15 protein-coding genes and 1 pseudogene are annotated in these 17,060 nt (G+C 69.9%); 12 read left to right on the top strand and 4 right to left on the bottom strand.

Annotation, left to right across the window (positions count from 1 at the left end):
- The first annotated feature begins 185 nt into the window (after positions 1 to 185).
- Entirely contained in the window at positions 186 to 1,784 is a 1,599-nt protein-coding gene (locus IE134_RS18700) for an ABC transporter substrate-binding protein (protein ID WP_030712218.1), read from the top strand.
- Positions 1,785 to 1,883: 99 nt separating this feature from the next.
- On the opposite strand, the gene IE134_RS18695 is transcribed toward IE134_RS18700, so the two are convergent.
- Both IE134_RS18695 and IE134_RS18690 read right to left on the bottom strand, forming a co-directional pair.
- On the bottom strand, positions 1,884 to 2,555 hold the full coding sequence (locus IE134_RS18695) for a response regulator (protein ID WP_006123389.1): 672 nt from the start codon (positions 2,553 to 2,555) through the stop codon (positions 1,884 to 1,886).
- A 9-nt stretch (positions 2,556 to 2,564) separates the two neighbouring features.
- Positions 2,565 to 3,410 carry a RecB family exonuclease gene (locus IE134_RS18690; RefSeq protein WP_030712220.1) on the bottom strand — a complete coding sequence of 282 codons (846 nt, stop codon included), beginning with the start codon at positions 3,408 to 3,410 and terminating at the stop codon, positions 2,565 to 2,567.
- A 177-nt stretch (positions 3,411 to 3,587) separates the two neighbouring features.
- Here IE134_RS18690 and IE134_RS18685 point away from each other — a divergent pair, with 177 nt between their 5' ends.
- From IE134_RS18685 to IE134_RS18675, 3 genes are all read left to right on the top strand, one after another.
- Positions 3,588 to 4,838 (top strand): site-2 protease family protein, encoded by a 1,251-nt coding sequence (locus IE134_RS18685; RefSeq protein WP_030712222.1) that lies wholly within the window; start codon positions 3,588 to 3,590, stop codon positions 4,836 to 4,838.
- A gap of 60 nt (positions 4,839 to 4,898) precedes the next feature.
- The gene (locus IE134_RS18680) at positions 4,899 to 5,816 is read left to right on the top strand and encodes a tRNA (adenine-N1)-methyltransferase (protein WP_006123386.1); all 918 of its coding nucleotides are present in this window, start codon (positions 4,899 to 4,901) and stop codon (positions 5,814 to 5,816) included.
- Positions 5,817 to 5,997: 181 nt separating this feature from the next.
- Positions 5,998 to 6,573 carry a hypothetical protein gene (locus IE134_RS18675; RefSeq protein WP_098019494.1) on the top strand — a complete coding sequence of 192 codons (576 nt, stop codon included), beginning with the start codon at positions 5,998 to 6,000 and terminating at the stop codon, positions 6,571 to 6,573.
- 38 nt (positions 6,574 to 6,611) lie between these two features.
- On the opposite strand, the gene IE134_RS18670 is transcribed toward IE134_RS18675, so the two are convergent.
- Positions 6,612 to 6,923 (bottom strand): ferredoxin, encoded by a 312-nt coding sequence (locus IE134_RS18670; protein WP_006123384.1) that lies wholly within the window; start codon positions 6,921 to 6,923, stop codon positions 6,612 to 6,614.
- A 240-nt stretch (positions 6,924 to 7,163) separates the two neighbouring features.
- Between IE134_RS18670 and arc the strand changes: the two genes are divergently transcribed.
- The 6 genes and pseudogenes from arc to prcA all read left to right on the top strand — a co-directional run bounded on the left by arc (position 7,164) and on the right by prcA (position 12,986).
- Complete coding sequence (arc, locus tag IE134_RS18665) at positions 7,164 to 8,930, top strand: proteasome ATPase (protein WP_030712227.1); 1,767 nt, start codon at positions 7,164 to 7,166, stop codon at positions 8,928 to 8,930.
- A 237-nt stretch (positions 8,931 to 9,167) separates the two neighbouring features.
- The gene (gene dop, locus IE134_RS18660; RefSeq protein WP_030712229.1) at positions 9,168 to 10,679 is read left to right on the top strand and encodes a depupylase/deamidase Dop; all 1,512 of its coding nucleotides are present in this window, start codon (positions 9,168 to 9,170) and stop codon (positions 10,677 to 10,679) included.
- A 129-nt stretch (positions 10,680 to 10,808) separates the two neighbouring features.
- Complete coding sequence (locus IE134_RS18655; RefSeq protein WP_010057120.1) at positions 10,809 to 11,027, top strand: ubiquitin-like protein Pup; 219 nt, start codon at positions 10,809 to 10,811, stop codon at positions 11,025 to 11,027.
- 103 nt (positions 11,028 to 11,130) lie between these two features.
- Positions 11,131 to 11,323 (top strand): annotated as a pseudogene (locus tag IE134_RS34225) (endonuclease domain-containing protein); the annotation flags it as partial.
- On the top strand, positions 11,275 to 12,120 hold the full coding sequence (prcB, locus tag IE134_RS18650) for a proteasome subunit beta (protein WP_030712231.1): 846 nt from the start codon (positions 11,275 to 11,277) through the stop codon (positions 12,118 to 12,120). The pseudogene IE134_RS34225 and the gene prcB, both read left to right, overlap by 49 nt.
- 59 nt (positions 12,121 to 12,179) lie before the next feature.
- Positions 12,180 to 12,986, top strand: coding sequence for a proteasome subunit alpha (gene prcA / locus IE134_RS18645; RefSeq protein ID WP_089114643.1), 807 nt, complete (start codon positions 12,180 to 12,182; stop codon positions 12,984 to 12,986).
- Between the two features lie 46 nt (positions 12,987 to 13,032).
- Here prcA and IE134_RS18640 read toward each other — a convergent pair whose 3' ends face one another.
- Positions 13,033 to 14,067 carry a LacI family DNA-binding transcriptional regulator gene (locus IE134_RS18640; protein WP_189431115.1) on the bottom strand — a complete coding sequence of 345 codons (1,035 nt, stop codon included), beginning with the start codon at positions 14,065 to 14,067 and terminating at the stop codon, positions 13,033 to 13,035.
- Between the two features lie 135 nt (positions 14,068 to 14,202).
- Between IE134_RS18640 and IE134_RS18635 the strand changes: the two genes are divergently transcribed.
- Positions 14,203 to 15,513, top strand: a complete 1,311-nt coding sequence (locus IE134_RS18635; RefSeq protein ID WP_189431114.1) for an MFS transporter — start codon at positions 14,203 to 14,205, stop codon at positions 15,511 to 15,513.
- 122 nt (positions 15,514 to 15,635) lie between these two features.
- Positions 15,636 to 16,997, top strand: coding sequence for a Pup--protein ligase (gene pafA, locus IE134_RS18630; RefSeq protein WP_010057126.1), 1,362 nt, complete (start codon positions 15,636 to 15,638; stop codon positions 16,995 to 16,997).
- The last annotated feature ends 63 nt before the right edge of the window (positions 16,998 to 17,060 follow it).

Below are 17,060 nucleotides of genomic sequence, written 5' to 3'. Positions count from 1 at the left end.
GGTGACCTTGCTCACTCGCGAGTCCTCGGTGCTCCGCCGAAACGGGTGAGCTGTCCGAGATGATGATCGTATGTCCGCCTCGCTGGTGACCGGGGGAGCGCGGACCGTTCGTCGGGCGGTCGGAGGGCTCACCCACGGCTACTAACTTGGATTCCTCACCTGCCGGGATGAGGGAGAACGTCCAGATGAACCGCAAGACCCTGGTGCTGCCGGCCGTCGTCGGCCTGCTCGCCCCCGTGCTCGCCGCCTGCGGCAGCACGGACAGCGGCGCCGGTGGCAAAGGGGCCATCGTCGTCGGCACCACGGACCAGCTCGTGGCCTCCAAGGCGAACCCCGCGCCGCTCGACCCGGCCATCGGCTACGAGGCGGGCGTCTGGAACGTCCTGCGGCAGACCGTGCAGACCCTGACCACGGTGCCCAACGGCGGCGGAGAGCCCGTCCCCGAGGCCGCCCGCAGCTGCACCTTCACCGACACCGCGAACGAGAGCTACCGCTGCACCCTGCGGGCGGGCCTCACCTTCGCCGACGGGACGCCCGTCACCGCCGAGGACGTGAAGCACTCCATCCAGCGCGTCATCGACATCGACTCGGACAGCGGCCCGGTCGGCCTGCTCGCCAACATCGACATGATCGAGACCAAGGGCGAGGACCAGGTGATCTTCCACCTGAACACGCCCGACGCGACCTTCCCGTACAAGCTCGCCACCCCCGCCGCCGGCATCGTCCCGAAGGCGCAGTACCCGGCGAACGAGGCACGCACCGGGTTCCAGGTCGACGGCTCCGGCCCGTACACCATGAAGCCCCAGGTCGAGGACGGCCGGGTCGTCAAGATCGCCTTCGAGAAGAACCCCTCGTACAAGGGTGAGCTGAAGGTGCTCAACGACAAGGTCGAGATGGACCTCTTCCCCGACGCCGAGGCCATGGGCAAGGCGCTCGACGAGGAGAAGATCCACCTGATGACCCGGGCCATGTCGCCCGAGCAGGCCCACGACATGCTCGTGGAGCCGAAGGAAGGCATCGAGCTCACCGAACTGCCCGGACTGGCCATCAGCTACCTCGGGTTCAACACCAAGAACCCCGTGGTCGACAAGCCCGTCCGGCAGGCCATGGCGCAGATCATCGACCGGGGCCAGATCGCGGGCAAGGTGTACGGCACCACCGCCGAACCGCTCTACTCGCTGATCCCGTCCAGCATCGCCGGGCACACCAACGCCTTCTTCAACAAGTACGGCGAGCCCAGCACCGCCAAGGCCGCGGCGATCCTCCGCGACGCCGGGATCAAGACGCCGGTGAAGTTCACCCTGCACTACACCAACGACCACTACGGCCCGGCCACCGCCGCCGAGTTCAAGGCGATCCAGCAGCAGCTGAACAGCTCGGGCCTCTTCGAGGTCTCCGTCCAGGGCAAGGAGTGGTCGAAGTACCGCCCCGAGCAGAAGCGCGGCGACTACGCGGCCTACGGCATGGGCTGGTTCCCCGACTTCCCGGACCCGGACAACTACACCGCGCCCTTCCTGGACGCCAACAACTTCCTCAACTCGCCCTACCGGTCGCCCGAGGCGGAGAAGGTCCTCATCCCGCAGTCCCGCCGCGAGGCCGACCGCACCGCGGCCGCCGCCACCTACGAGAAGCTCCAGGACATCGTCGCCACCGACGTTCCGGTGCTCCCGATCTGGCAGGGCAAGCAGTACATCGCCTCCCGCGACGGGATCGCCGGAGTGGAGCGCTCCGTCAGCGCCACCTCCGAGCTCCAGCTCTGGGAGCTCAACCGGCCCAGCGCCTGAGCCCCGACCGCAGACGCCGTCCGGCCCGCACCCTCCTGTCGCAAGGAGGGTGCGGGCCGGACCGCGTTCGTGAGGGCTTTGTGCGGGCGCGCCGTGCCGCTACTGCGCGCCGGGACGCACCAGCCCGCTCTCGTACGCGTACACCGCGGCCTGCACCCGGTCGCGCAGGCCGAGCTTCGTCAGCACATGGCCCACATGCGTCTTGACCGTCGTCTCGCTGACGAACAGCTCCGCCGCGATCTCCGCGTTGGACAGCCCCCGCGCCACCAGCTTCAGCACCTCGACCTCACGGTCCGTCAGCGTGTGCAGGGCGTCCGGCACCGGCTCCTCGCCGGACGGCAGATGGTCCGCGTACTTGTCCAGCAGCCGGCGCGTGATGCTCGGCGCGAGCATCGCCTCGCCCGCCGCCACCACCCGGATCGCCTGCACCAGCTCGGCCGCCGGGGCGTCCTTCAGCAGGAAGCCGCTCGCTCCCGCACGCAGCGCCTCCACCACGTACTCGTCGAGATCGAAGGTCGTCAGCACCAGCACCTTCGCCGGGCCGTCCTTCCCGGGACCGGTGATCTGACGGGTCGCCTCCACCCCGTCCATCCGCGGCATCCGGATGTCCATCAGCACCACGTCGGGCTGCAGCGCCCGCACCTGGTCGATGGCCTGCAGACCGTCACCGGCCTCGCCGACCACCGCCAGATCGCCTTCCGCCTCCAGGATCATCCGGAAACCGGTGCGCAGCAGAGGCTGGTCGTCGACCAGAAGGACGCGGATCGCCACAGGAACTCCTTAAGGGCCCTCAAGGGCCACGGCTCGGCCGGCCTCGGCCCGGACCGGTCCCATTCTGCCCTGGTCATCCTCTCCCGGGCCCGCCGGGCGGACCGACAGCGGATAGACCGGGGGAGTCCCGCCGAATTCCGGACACACCGCCTGGTGGTCGCACCAGCCGCACAGCTTCGTCGGCCGGGGCCGCCAGTCGCCGGTCTCCGTCGCCAGCCTGATCGCGTCCCACAGCGCCAGCAGCTTGCGCTCCACCCGCTCCAGGTCCGCCACCACCGGGTCGTACGTCATGACGTCCCCGCTGCCCAGATAGACCAGCTGGAGGCGGCGCGGCACCACGCCCTTCAGCCGCCAGATCACCAGCGCGTAGAACGTCATCTGGAACAGCGGCCCGTCGGAATACTCCGGCCGCGGCGCCTTGCCCGTCTTGTAGTCGACGATCCGGACCTCACCGCTCGGCGCGATGTCCACCCGGTCGATCACCCCGCGCAGCCGCAGCCCCGACTCCAGCTCCGTCTCGACGAACATCTCGCGCTCGGCCGGCTCAAGACGCGTCGGGTCCTCCAGCGAGAACCACCGGTCCACCAGCCGCTCCGCCTCGCCCAGCCAACGCGTCAGCCGCTCACCCTCGGCGTCCCCGGCGAACAGATCGCTCAGCTCCGGCTTCGACTCCAGCAGCCGGTCCCACTGGCCGGGGATCAGCGCCCGCGCCCGAGGTGCCGTACGGTCGGCCGCCGGGGCGTCGAAGAGGCGCTCCAGCACCGCATGGACCAGCGTGCCGCGGGTAGCCGCCTCGCTGGGCTTCTCCGGCAGCTTGTCGATGACCCGGAAGCGGTAGAGCAGGGGGCACTGCATGAAATCGCTCGCCCGCGACGGCGACAGGGACGAAGGCGGCTGAGGCGGCCGCGGCACGGAGGTCATGTCTCAAGACCCTACGGCCCGCCACTGACACCGAGCGGCATACCATCGACGGCAGACCCTCGCACACTGCATGATCGTGGCACAGACCACGCACCGAACCGAAGGGACCCCGTGGACGACAGCGGCGACAGCGGGCGGCCGCAGCCCGGCGCAGGGGGAACGGCCCCCGGCCCCGACCCGGACAACGGCAAACCGAAACGCCCCGCGGAGCCGGGCGGCGGCCTGCTCATGGGCCGCCCCTTCGGTGTGCCCGTCTACGTCGCCCCCAGCTGGTTCGTCGTCGCCGCCCTCATCACCTGGGTCTTCGGCGGCCAGCTCGACCGCGTGCTGCCCGAGCTGGGCGGTGCCCGCTATCTCGTCGCCCTGTTCTTCGCCATCGCCTTCTACGCCTCCGTGCTCGTCCACGAACTGGCCCACACGGTCGCCGCCCTGCGCTACAAACTCCCGGTCCGCCGCATCCAGCTCCAGTTCTTCGGCGGCGTCTCGGAGATCGAGAAGGAGACAGAGACCCCCGGCCGCGAATTCGTCCTCGCCTTCGTCGGACCGCTCCTGTCCCTGGTCCTCGGCGGCGTCTTCTACGGCGCGATGCAGCTCGTCGAGCCCGGCACCGTCCCCGGCGTCCTGCTCGCGGGCCTGATGATCTCCAACCTCATCGTGGCCGCCTTCAACCTGCTGCCCGGGCTGCCGCTGGACGGCGGCCGGATGCTTCGCGCCGTCGTCTGGAAGATCACCGGCAAGCCCATGAGCGGCACCATCGCCGCCGCCTGGGTCGGCCGGGGCCTCGCCGTCACCGTCCTCGTCGGACTGCCGCTGCTCACCCACACCGGAGCCCTCGGCGGCACCGCCCAGGACATCGGCGGCGTCGAGACCGTCATGGACGCGCTGCTCGCCGCGATCCTCGCCGGCATCATCTGGACCGGCGCCGGGAACAGCCTGCGCATGGCCCGCCTCCGCGAGCACCTGCCCGACCTGAGGGCCCGCACCCTGACCCGCCGTGCCGTCCCCGTCGAGTCCGCCACCCCGCTCTCCGAAGCGCTGCGCCGGGCCAACGAGGCCGGCGCCCGCGCCCTGGTCGTCGTCGACGGACAGGGCAACCCCAAGGGCGTCGTCCGTGAGGCCGCCATCGTCGGCGTCCCCGAGCACCGCCGCCCCTGGGTCGCCGTCAGCGGCCTCGCCCAGGACCTCACCGACGGCATGAAGGTCCCCGCCGAACTGGCCGGCGAAGCCCTCCTGGACCGGCTCAAGGCCACCCCCGCCACCGAGTACCTGGTCGTCGAGGAGACCGGCGAGATCTACGGCGTCCTCTCCACCGCCGACGTCGAGCGCGCCTTCGTCAAGGCCATGGCCCGCCCCGGCGCCTGAGCCCTCTCCTGGCGGGGGAGCGGCGGCAGGAGGCCCCGGAATCACCGGTAGGCTGGTCACATGTCTGAACCGACCGGTGCCGCCCGCCGACGTGGGCCCTTCAAGGTCGGGGACCAGGTACAGCTCACCGACCCCAAGGGACGCCACTACACCTTTACGCTCGAAGCCGGAAAGAACTTCCACACCCACAAGGGTTCTTTCCAGCACGACGAGCTGATCGGTGCTCCCGAGGGCAGTGTTGTCCGCACCACGGGAAACGTCGCCTACCTCGCGCTGCGCCCCCTGCTCCCCGACTACGTCCTGTCCATGCCCCGCGGCGCCGCCGTGGTCTACCCCAAGGACGCGGGCCAGATCCTGGCCTTCGCCGACATCTTCCCCGGCGCCCGCGTCGTGGAGGCCGGGGTCGGATCCGGATCGCTCTCCACCTTCCTGCTGCGCGCCATCGGTGAGCAGGGCATGCTGCACTCCTACGAGCGCCGCGAGGACTTCGCCGAGATCGCCCAGCAGAACGTCGAGCGCTACTTCGGCTCGCCGCACCCCGCCTGGCAGCTGACCGTCGGAGACCTCCAGGACAACCTCTCCGACACCGACGTCGACCGCGTCGTGCTGGACATGCTCGCCCCCTGGGAGTGCCTGGAGGCCGTCTCCAAGGCCCTGGTGCCCGGCGGCATCCTCTGCGCCTACGTCGCCACCACCACCCAGCTCTCGCGCACCGTCGAGTCCATCCGCGAGATCGGCTGCTTCGCCGAACCGCAGCCCTGGGAGTCGATGATCCGCAACTGGCACGTGGAGGGCCTCGCCGTCCGCCCCGACCACCGGATGATCGGCCACACCGGCTTCCTGGTCACCGCCCGCCGCCTCGCGGACGGCGTCGAGCCGCCGCTGCGCCGCCGCCGCCCCTCCAAGGGCGCCTACGGCGAGGACTACGAGGGCCCGGGCAGCCAGAGCCGCGGAGGCTCCGCCGCCGACCGCGGCTGACCCTCACAACGCACCGGCGCCGCCGCGCAGTTCCCCGACCGACCGGAGAACGGCGCGGCGGTGCCTTTTCGTTGCCCCCGCCGTTCCGCCCGGGTGTGAGGTGTGGCACGATGCCGGGCAAACCCTCGGGGTGTTCCCACCCCTTCACCGGGCTCCCAGGAACCATCAGGAGACATACCGCGTGCAGACCTCCGCGCTCCCGGACCTCGCCCACACCGCCGCCAAGCCGATGCACTGGCTCGCCACGGCCGCGGCGATGGCGGGCGTCGTCGCGCTGGCCGGGCTGCTCCAGCCCCGTACGGCGACCGCCACGGCCTCCGAGCAGCGGACCACCACGCAGCACGGCGCTCCCGTGCCCGCCCCGGACCCGGCCGGAGTCGACTTCCCGCTCCAGTGCGGCGGCGCCGGGACGACCGTCGCGAAGCAGGCCCCCGGGGACCTCGACGGCGACGGGCGGCCGGAAACCGTCGCGGTGGTGCACTGCGCCGCCGGATCGGGGACCCCGCCCGGCGGCATCTACGTCCTGACACAGGCGAGCGGGGCCGCACCCCGGGTCGTCGCGACCCTGGTGGACCCCGCCGACAAGAAGGCGGTCTCCGACTTCGCCGTACGCGACGGCGTCGTCTCGGCGACCCTCCTCGGCTACTCCTCGCTGGAAGTGCCCCGCTGCTGCCCCGACCAGGAGGAACAGGCCTCCTGGCGGTGGAAGGGGCAGACGTTCGTCCGCAGCTCCGGGGAGCTCGCCCGCAGCGTCTGAGCGCCGCCCGTACGCCCTGGGGGCTCGCCCCCGGACGACTACTCCGCGTCCGGCCCGTACACCTCGACGTTGTCCTTGACGCGCCGCACGTGGATGCAGTCGCCGGGGCACTCCTTGGCCGAATCGACGACGTCCTGGAGGAGCGGCAGCGGCACCGGAGTGGTCGCCCCCGGGTCCTGCAGCAGCTCGTCGTCCGAGCTCTTCACATACGCCAGGCCGTCGATGTCCAGCTCGAAGACATCGGGGGCGTACTGCACACAGATGCCGTCCCCCGTACAGAGGTCCTGGTCGATCCAGACCTCCAGGTCCTGCGTGTCACTGTCGCCCGGCGAGTCCTGCTGCACGGTCATGTGTCCTGCCGTTCCTGCGTATCCGAACCAATTGGAGCCAGCCCTGACGGGTGTTGAACAGTTCGACGATACAACCGGCGGCTTTCCGGTGCCGAAGGGTGGGTATTCCCTTGACGTGAGGGAGAGCGCAAGGGTGAAGATCGGACACGCCCCGCAGTCTTTGTGATCTAGGGGTTTCAATCACCACCCACCCAGGTAGGGTCAGGAAGCGTCCAGCTCCCCATGGAGGAGGTGAGGACCGTGGCAGCCCACGACGACGACATCAACCGCGGCTCCCGGCCCGCGCGAGGGTCCGAGGACCCAGCCGGCCAGGTTGCCTATCTCGAGCAGGAAATCGCCGTCCTGCGACGTAAGCTCGCCGACTCTCCGCGTCATACGAGGATTCTCGAAGAGCGGATCGTCGAGTTGCAGACGAATCTGGCAGGCGTGTCCGCTCAGAACGAGCGGCTCGCCAACACGCTCCGTGAGGCGCGTGACCAGATCGTGGCCCTCAAGGAAGAGGTCGACCGGCTCGCGCAGCCGCCGGCCGGCTTCGGCGTCTTCCTGCAGGCCAACGAGGACGGCACCTGCGACATCTTCACCGGGGGCCGCAAGCTCCGGGTGAACGTCAGCCCCAGCGTCGAGCTCGAGGACCTGCGGCGTGGCCAGGAGGTCATGCTCAACGAAGCGCTCAACGTGGTCGAGGCCATGGAGTTCGAGCGGGCCGGGGACATCGTCACCCTCAAGGAGATCCTCGAGGACGGCGAGCGCGCCCTGGTGGTCGGGCACACCGACGAGGAGAGGGTGGTGCGGCTCGCCGAGCCGCTGCTGGACATCACCATCCGCCCCGGCGACGCCCTGCTGCTCGACTCCAGGTCCGGCTACGTCTACGAGGTGGTCCCCAAGAGCGAGGTCGAGGAGCTCGTCCTCGAAGAGGTCCCGGACATCGACTACGACAAGATCGGCGGCCTGGGCGACCAGATCGAGCTGATCCGCGACGCGGTCGAGCTTCCGTATCTGCACCCCGACCTCTTCAAGGAGCACGAGCTGCGCCCGCCGAAGGGCATCCTGCTCTACGGCCCGCCCGGCTGTGGCAAGACGCTCATCGCCAAGGCCGTCGCCAACTCGCTCGCCAAGAAGGTCGCCGAGGTGACCGGGCAGCCCGCGGGGAAGAGCTACTTCCTCAATATCAAGGGCCCCGAGCTGCTCAACAAGTACGTCGGCGAGACCGAGCGGCACATCCGCCTGGTCTTCCAGCGGGCGAGGGAGAAGGCGAGCGAGGGCACCCCCGTCATCGTCTTCTTCGACGAGATGGAGTCCCTCTTCCGCACCCGCGGCAGCGGCGTCAGCTCGGACGTGGAGAACACCATCGTCCCGCAGCTGCTCGCCGAGATCGACGGGGTGGAGGGCCTGGAGAACGTGATCGTCATCGGCGCCTCCAACCGCGAGGACATGATCGACCCCGCCATCCTGCGGCCCGGCCGGCTCGATGTGAAGATCAAGATCGAGCGTCCGGACGCCGAGGCGGCGAAGGACATCTTCGCGAAGTACCTGACCCCGTCGCTCCCGCTGCACGCGGACGACCTCTCCGAGCACACCGGCTCGCGCGAGGCCGCCGCCCACGCCATGATCCAGTCGGTCGTGGAGCGGATGTACACGGAGTCCGAGGAGAACCGCTTCCTCGAGGTCACGTACGCCAACGGCGACAAGGAAGTCCTGTACTTCAAGGACTTCAACTCCGGCGCGATGATTCAGAACATCGTCGACCGGGCAAAGAAAATGGCCATCAAGGCATTCCTGGAACAGGGCCAGAAGGGGCTGCGGGTCGCTCATCTCCTGCAGGCCTGCGTGGACGAGTTCAAGGAGAACGAGGACCTGCCGAACACCACCAACCCGGACGACTGGGCCAGGATTTCCGGTAAGAAGGGTGAGCGGATCGTCTTCATCCGCACACTCGTCACCGGAAAGCAGGGCGCGGACACCGGACGCTCCATCGACACGGTGGCCAATACCGGCCAGTACCTGTAATACCCGGACCGGCTGCGGAAGGCCCCAGGGGGCCTCCGCAGCCGGTTTCATTCCCACGTTCCGGCCATGCCGGAGCAAACTCGTAATCAAGCTCCCCACCGGCGCAGAGGCGCTCTAGGCTCTGCGGTACCGCCGAGTCGCGCAGTGCGGTGACGGGCACCGCACAGACGCACCGGACACAGCAGCGGTACGTGAGCGTCGCTCCGGGAGGGGCCGACGCCGGGCAAGGAGGGCCGCATGACCGTACGGCGAGTAATGGGCATCGAGACGGAGTACGGGATCTCCGTCCCCGGTCACCCCAACGCCAATGCCATGCTCACCTCGTCCCAGATCGTCAACGCCTACGCGGCGGCGATGCACCGGGCGCGACGTGCCCGCTGGGATTTCGAGGAGGAGAACCCGCTGCGTGACGCGCGAGGCTTCGATCTCGCCCGTGAGACCGCCGACTCCAGCCAGCTCACCGACGAGGACATCGGCCTCGCCAATGTCATCCTCACCAACGGCGCCCGGCTCTACGTCGACCACGCGCACCCCGAATACAGCTCCCCGGAGATCACCAATCCGCGCGACGCGGTGCTCTGGGACAAGGCCGGCGAACGGATCATGGCGGAGGCCGCCGAGCGGGCGGCCGCCATCCCCGGCGCCCAGCCGATCCACCTCTACAAGAACAACACCGACAACAAGGGCGCCTCCTACGGCACGCACGAGAACTACCTCATGCAGCGGGAGACGCCGTTCTCGGACATCGTGCGCCATCTGACGCCGTTCTTCGTCTCGCGCCAGGTCGTCACCGGCGCGGGCCGGGTCGGTATCGGTCAGGACGGCCACGAGCACGGCTTCCAGATCAGCCAGCGCGCGGACTACTTCGAGGTCGAGGTCGGCCTGGAGACCACGCTCAAGCGCCCCATCATCAACACCCGGGACGAGCCCCACTCCGACGCCGAGAAGTACCGCCGGCTCCATGTGATCATCGGCGACGCCAACCTCTCGGAGATCTCCACGTATCTCAAGCTCGGCACCACGTCCCTGGTGCTGTCGATGATCGAGGACGCCTTCATCAACGTCGACCTGGCGGTCGACCAGCCCGTGCGCACCCTGCACCAGGTCTCCCACGACCCGGACCTGCGGCAGCTGATCACGCTCCGCAGCGGCCGGACACTCACCGCGGTCCAGCTCCAGATGGAGTACTTCGAGCTGGCCCGCAAGTACGTCGACGAGCGGTACGGCGCCGACGCCGACGAGCAGACCAAGGACATCCTGACCCGCTGGGAGGACACCCTCAACCGGCTGGAGACCGATCCGATGAGCCTGTCGGGCGAGCTGGACTGGATCGCCAAGCGGGAGCTCATGGAGGGCTACCGCCGCCGCGACGCGCTGGACTGGGACGCCCCCCGGCTGCATCTGGTGGACCTCCAGTACGCGGACGTACGGCCCGACAAGGGCCTCTACAACCGTCTGGTGGCCCGCGGGAAGATGAAGCGCCTCCTGAACGAGGACCAGGTCACCCGGGCCCGTACGGCGCCTCCGGAGGACACCAGGGCCTACTTCCGCGGCCGCTGTCTGGAGCAGTACGCCGACGACGTGGCGGCGGCCTCCTGGGACTCGGTGATCTTCGACCTGCCGGACCGCGACTCCCTGCAGCGGGTGCCCACCCTGGAGCCGCTGCGCGGGACCAAGGAGCACGTGAAGGATCTCCTCGACCGCTGCCGTACGGCCGAGGAGCTGGTCCGGACCCTGTCGGGCGGCTGAAAGGCCTCCGGGCTGGGAATCAATCACCTGAGGCACGGGCTTGCATCAACTACCGGGCCAAATGTCGGACCCGGTGGGTAGGGTCTGATCAAGAGCTTCGATTGCTTCGAACCGAGCGGGGTGAGCTACATGGCGACCAAGGACACCGGCGGCGGACAGCAGAAGGCGACACGTTCCACCGAGGAGGTCGAGGAGCAGGCGCAGGACGCGCAGGCGTCCGAGGACCTTGCGGAGCGACAGGAGAAGCTGAGCGACGACGTCGACTCGGTGCTGGACGAGATCGACGACGTGCTCGAAGAGAACGCCGAGGACTTCGTGAGGTCCTTCGTCCAAAAGGGCGGCGAGTAGTTCACGAGTGTGAACGCTCGGTAGGAAGCGGGGTGACGGCGCAGGCCGTCACCCCGCCCGCCGAACGGGGCCCGGCCGACGGGCCGCCGGATCGGCGCGGATATCCCCCGCCGAACATGTGGATCACTCCCGCGGGGCGGGTAGGGTCCGTGGCACAAGTTGCTTCAACGGCAATTCGGCCATCGGCAAGTTGGGGGATGATCCTGACTCTCTTGCGCAGGGCCATCGCATACCTGGAGGGAAACGCGTGGAAGCCAACACTCGTAGCACCGGGCGTCTACCAGCTGCCTTCCTGACGCCGGGTTCGTCCTCGTTCATGGACTTCCTGTCCGACCAGTCGCCCGAGATGCTGCCGGGCAACCGCAGCCTGCCGCCGCTCCAGGGGGCGATCGAGGCGCCGCACGGGACGACCATCGTCGCGGCGTCCTTCCCCGGTGGCGTGGTCCTGGCCGGCGACCGGCGCGCCACCATGGGCAACATGATCGCGCAGCGCGACATCGAGAAGGTCTTCCCGGCCGACGAGTACTCCGCGGTGGGCATCGCGGGCACCGCCGGACTGGCCGTGGAGATGGTCAAGCTGTTCCAGCTGGAGCTGGAGCACTTCGAGAAGGTCGAGGGCGCCCAGCTCTCCCTGGAGGGCAAGGCCAACCGGCTCTCCACCATGATCCGCTCCAACCTCGCCATGGCCATGCAGGGCCTCGCCGTGGTTCCCCTCTTCGCGGGCTACGACATCGACCGCGAGAAGGGCCGCATCTTCTCCTACGACGTCACCGGCGGCCGCTCCGAGGAGACCGGCTACGCCGCCACCGGCTCCGGGTCGATCTTCGCCCGCGGCTCGATGAAGAAGCTCTACCGCGAGGACTTGACGCAGGACCAGGCCCTCACCCTGGTCGTGCAGGCCCTGTACGACGCTGCGGACGACGACTCGGCGACCGGCGGCCCGGACGTGGCCCGCCGTATCTATCCGATCGTCACCGTCATCACCGACGAAGGCTTCCGGAGGCTGACCGACCAGGAGTCCTCCGAAATCGCGCGCTCCATCCTGGAACGCCGACTCGAGCAGCCCGACGGCCCGCGCGCCGCGCTGCTCTGATCCGGACTCCGAGCCTTTTTCCGATGCACTCGTCACTGACAGGAAGGGACGGATAGCCGGTGTCGACGCCGTTCTATGTCTCACCCCAGCAGGCCATGGCCGACCGGGCGGAATACGCCCGCAAGGGCATCGCCCGTGGTCGCAGCCTCGTTGTGCTGCAGTACGCCGACGGCATTGTGTTCGTCGGCGAGAACCCGTCCCGCGCGCTCCACAAGTTCAGCGAGATCTACGACCGGATCGGCTTCGCCGCCGCCGGCAAGTACAACGAGTACGAGAACCTCCGCATCGGCGGTGTGCGCTACGCCGATCTGCGCGGATACACCTACGACCGGGACGACGTGACGGCCCGTGGGCTGGCCAACGTCTACGCCCAGACGCTCGGCACCATCTTCTCCAGCGCGGCCGAGAAGCCGTACGAGGTGGAGCTGGTGGTCGCCGAGGTCGGCAGCGAACCCGAGGGCGACCAGATCTACCGGCTGCCGCACGACGGTTCGATCGTGGACGAGCACGGCTCGGTCGCGGTCGGCGGCAACGCCGAGCAGATCAGCAGCTTCCTGGACCAGCGCCACCGCGACGGCATGACGCTGGCCGAGGCGCTCAAGCTGGCCGTCCAGGCCCTCTCGCGAGAGCCGGGCGGCGGCGAGCGGGAGATCCCCGCGGAGCGCCTGGAGGTCGCGGTCCTGGACCGCACCCGCCCCCAGCAGCGCAAGTTCAAGCGGATCGTCGGCCGTCAGCTGGCCCGGCTGCTGGAGACGGAGTCCGCCGCCAGCACGCCCACGGACGCCCCGTCCGACGACGAGGACAACGACTCCACCGGTACGGACACCGGCAGCGCGTCCGGCTCCACGGAGGAGACCGACAAGTAGCCGAGCGACGCTTGACGTGCCCCCGGGCCCCGGCCCGGGGGCACGGTCATGCCCGGGCGGCGGGCGGGGGCGCGGTGGAGCCGCGTACGACGAGCTGGACCGGCAGACCGCCCTGCTCGGCGGGGCGGCCGTCCAGCACGGCGAGGAGCGCCTCCATGCCCCGCTCCCCGACCTGCTCCGCCGGCAGCCGTACGGTGGTCAGCTCCGGCTCCAGCGCGGTGGCCAGCGCCAGATCGTCGAACCCGGTCACCGACAGCTCGTCCGGCACCCGCAGCCCGAGCCTGCGCGCCGCCTTACAGGCCCCGGCGGCCAGGATGTCGTCGTCGCAGACGATCGCGGTGGGCCGCTCCCCGGCGACCGCCAGAGCCTGTTCGGCCGCCTCGCGCCCCGCCCCCACGTCCAGCGGAGCCCGTACCGTACGCACCGTCGCGTCACCCGCCGCGCCCAGCGCTTCGTGCAGCGCCTCGGCGCGCACTGCGAACGTCCAGGTGTCCACGGCGGACGCCAGATGCAGGAAACGACGGTGGCCGAGCCCCAGCAGATGGTCCGTCACCTGCCGCATCCCGTCCGCGATGTCGAGGTTCACATGGGCGGCGGGCCCGGTGCCCGAGGGGTCGCTGTCCAGCATCACCAGCGGCAGATCCGCCCCGTGCAGCGCGTCCAGCGCGTCGGCGGCCATCGAGGACGCGATCACCCCGTCGAGCGCGGCCCGGGCCGAGGCGAAGGGGTCCCGGGCCGGGCCCGTGCCGTCCGGCGAGGGGTAGAGCACCACGCCGAAGTCGTGCTCGGCGGCGAGCGCCGCGGCCCCCGCGTACACCCGGGCGAAGAACTCGTTGGTGAGCGCCGGGACCACCAGCAGCGCCGTCCTGGTGCGGCCGAGCCGCAGACTGCGGGCCGCCAGATTGGGGCGGTAGCCGAGCTCCGCCGCGGTCTCCCTCACCCGCTGGGCCGTGACCTCCGACACCCGGCCCGGCCACTTCCCGCCGAGCACCAGGGAGACCGTCGCCTGGGAGACGCCCGCCGCACGGGCCACGTCACGACTGGTGGGCCGGGCGGGGACGGGCTGCTGCGCGCTGGTCACTCGTGCCTCCGTGCGGGACGTCTCCGTAACGCCGCGGGGTGGACCCGCGAACTGCGCACATGGTACGTATGAACCTCGACGTTATACGTAACACTTCGGCAGGCGTACGGCCGGCCGGGGCGGAGAGGGGCGGGAATGGCCGCGGGATATCTGGACATCCTCCGGGCGCGGCATGCCGCCCGGCTGCTGACGGGCACCCTGGTGGGGCGGCTGCCCAACGGCACCGCGCACATCGCGATCGTGCTGTTCACCCGGGCGGAGGGAGGCAGCTACACCCTGGCCGGCGCGCTCGCCGCCGCGTACGGCCTGGCCACCGCCGTCGGGCAGCCGCTCCTCGGCCGCGCGGTGGACCTGTACGGGCAGCCGCGCGTCCAGCTCCCGGCCGCCGTGCTCTCCGCGCTCGGCATGTCGCTGCTGGCCCTCGCCGGCCTCGGCTCGCTCCCGCTGGCCTACCTCGCCGTCATCGTCGCCGGAGTCGCCACCCCGCCCCTGGAGGGCGGCCTGCGTGCTCTGTGGCCCAGCGTCCTCAAGGGCGAGGGGCAGGTGCACCGGGCCTACGCCATGGACGCCGTGGCGCAGGAGATCATGTTCACCGTCGGGCCGCTCCTGGTGACGCTGCTCGTCTCGCTCTGGTCCCCGGCCGCCGCGCTGCTCGTCATCAACGCCATCGGCGTCCTCGGGGCCCTCTCGGTCGTCCTGTCCGAGCCCTCGCGTACCTGGCGCTCCGCACCCCGCGAGGCGCACTGGCTCGGTGCCCTCCGCTCGCCCGGACTCCTCGCGCTCCTCGGCGCGTTCTTCTTCGTCGGCCTCGCCCTGGGCTCCATCACCGTGGCCGGGGTGGCGTACGCCGACGACCACGGGCGGGAGGCGGTGTACGGCTGGCTGATGGCCGCGCTCGGCCTCGGCGCGCTGATCGGCGGACTGGCCTACGGGGCCCGGCAGTGGGCCGGCGCCCCCGAGAAGCGGCTGCGGGTCATCGTCGGACTGCTGGCGCTGGGCTATCTGCCGCTGATGCTCACCCCTTCCGTGGCCGTCATGACCGCCTTCGCCGCCCTCGCGGGGGTCTTCCTCGCCCCGGCCATCGCCTGCTCCTTCATCGTGGTCGACCGGCACGCCCCGCGCGGCACGGTGACCGAGGCGTTCTCCTGGCTCGTGACCACGTTCGGCGTAGGCGCCGCGGCCGGCACGGCCGTCGCCGGACCGGCCGTCGAACTCGGCTCGACCGCCTGGAGCTTCGCCGTCGCGGGGGCCGGGGGAGTGGCCGCCCTGGTGGTCCTGCTGGCCACCGGCAAGGTCCTCGGGGGTGTCTCGGCGCCCAGGGCCGGGTCCGCGACGCCTGGCACGGCACCTCGCCGCGTTGCCGAAACGCCCGAATCGCTCCGCGATGAGGACGTTCCAGCGCCTTGCGATGCACCGCACCAGACGCCGCGGCCTATCCGGCCCTGAGCGCCGAGACACCCCCTGCAGCTCCCGTCCGTACCGCCGCCGTCGTGACGGGATCGGAAAATGATCGAAACGGTGCCGTCGAACCCGGTTTCAGCTCGGGCCATAAGGCGTAATGTTCAGTCATGGACCGCCGCATTTTCGGGCTGGAGAACGAGTACGGCGTCACGTGCACGTTCAGGGGACAGCGCCGACTGTCACCTGACGAAGTGGCGCGCTACCTCTTCCGCCGTGTTGTGTCATGGGGCCGCAGCAGCAACGTCTTTCTGCGGAACGGCGCCCGCCTCTACCTCGACGTGGGATCGCATCCGGAATATGCAACCCCCGAATGCGACAACGTGACCGAACTGGTCACGCACGACAAGGCCGGCGAGCGCATTCTCGAAGGCCTGCTCGTCGACGCCGAACGCCGCCTGCACGAGGAGGGAATCGCGGGCGACGTCTATCTCTTCAAGAACAACACCGACTCGGCGGGAAACTCCTACGGCTGCCACGAGAACTACCTCGTGGCCCGGCACGGAGAATTCTCCCGGCTCGCGGACATCCTCATTCCGTTCCTCGTCACCAGGCAGCTGATCTGCGGCGCCGGCAAGGTGCTCCAGACCCCACGTGGCGCGGTCTACTGCGTCAGCCAGCGTGCCGAGCACATCTGGGAGGGCGTCAGCTCCGCGACGACCCGCTCCCGGCCGATCATCAACACCCGTGACGAACCGCACGCCGACGCCGAGCGGTACCGCCGCCTCCACGTCATCGTCGGCGACTCGAACATGTCCGAGACGACCATGCTGCTCAAGGTCGGCGCCACCGACCTGGTGCTCCGCATGATCGAGGCGGGCACGGTGATGCGCGACCTGACCCTGGAGAACCCGATCCGGGCGATCCGTGAGGTCAGCCACGACCTCACCGGACAGCGCAAGGTCCGCCTCGCCAGCGGCCGGGAGGCCTCGGCCATCGAGGTCCAGCGGGAGTACTACGAGAAGGCCGTGGACTTCGTCGAGCGCCGGGGGATCCGCACCGGCACCGTCGACCAGGTCCTGGAGCTGTGGGGCCGTGCCCTGGACGCGATCGAGGCTCAGGACCTCGACCGGATCGACACCGAGATCGACTGGGTCATGAAGTACAAGCTCATCGAGCGGTACCGGGCCAAGCACAACATGACCATGTCGAACCCGCGGGTCGCCCAGATAGACCTCGCCTACCACGACATCCACCGCCGCCGCGGTCTCTTCTACCTCCTGGAGAAGAAGGGGCAGACGGCCCGCATCTGCAACGACCTGAAGATCTTCGAGGGCAAGTCGGTGCCCCCGCAGACCACCCGGGCGCGGCTGCGCGGCGACTTCATCCGCAGGGCCCAGGAGCAGCGGAGGGACTTCACCGTCGACTGGGTCCACCTCAAGCTCAACGACCAGGCGCAGCGCACGGTGCTGTGCAAGGACCCGTTCCGGTCCGTGGACGAACGCGTGGAGAAGCTCATCGCCGGCATGTGACCGGTCCGCCCGCGCGGAACCCACGGGACTCGCGGAAGCCGTGGGACTCGCGGGAAAAGGGAC

The organism is Streptomyces rubiginosohelvolus (genome assembly GCF_014649875.1).
Classification (GTDB): Bacteria; Actinomycetota; Actinomycetes; order Streptomycetales; family Streptomycetaceae; genus Streptomyces; species Streptomyces rubiginosohelvolus.
Note: the sequence above shows the minus strand (reverse complement) of the source record. Positions and strands in the feature narration are given on the sequence as shown.